At 37.1% G+C, this 628-nt stretch carries 1 protein-coding gene; it reads right to left on the bottom strand.

What is annotated here, in order from left to right:
• Positions 1 to 95: 95 nt before the first annotated feature.
• Positions 96 to 605, bottom strand: a complete 510-nt coding sequence (locus J8L84_RS20205) for a hypothetical protein (RefSeq protein WP_211072275.1) — start codon at positions 603 to 605, stop codon at positions 96 to 98.
• Positions 606 to 628: the final 23 nt, after the last annotated feature.

Genomic DNA, 628 nt, shown 5'->3' with positions numbered 1-628 from the left:
TTTTAAATAAGGGGCGCAGACATGTGGGGCATAATGGCGTAGCCTCCCCGCGTGTTTGCGTCCCAGCGAACGCAGTGAGTGACTTAATTTTTTTGTTAGCTGCCACTTAAACCTACTGATTTCAGATAAACATACAAATATGGAATTAGTATTATCAAGATAACAACTACTGTACCAATGTAAAAAAAATGAGCCTCTTTTTCTGCTTGGTCAAAATCATAGGTTTGCTCAATACTTTCTAATTCGGATGGATCAACTCCATCTTCTATCGCTCTCTCATTTATCTCTGATATTTTTTCGAACAATTTCTCATGCTCAGCTATTGCTGTTTTATGAATATCTGATTTGAATTTTTTATAATCAAGATAATGTCTATGAGCATGGTATGACCACGCAAGGGTGTATATAAAACAGAGCGAGCTAATCGTTGCGGAAAACTCAAATTGCACAACACTAAAAGCTATTAGAAATATCAAAATACCACAAAGACAATCTAAAATTTCACCTGCCAGTTGATACGGACGTCTTAAGCGATTTTTGTCAAAAAGACCAAAACAGCAACTCAACAAAAAAACGCAACAATAAAAATAACCCCAAACAGGCACTCGGTCTCTCCTTGGCAGCTAAC

Origin of the sequence: Alteromonas sp. MMG017, assembly GCF_018100795.1 — a bacterium.
GTDB lineage: Bacteria > Pseudomonadota > Gammaproteobacteria > Enterobacterales > Alteromonadaceae > Alteromonas.
This window is presented reverse-complemented; position numbering and strand designations above follow the sequence as displayed.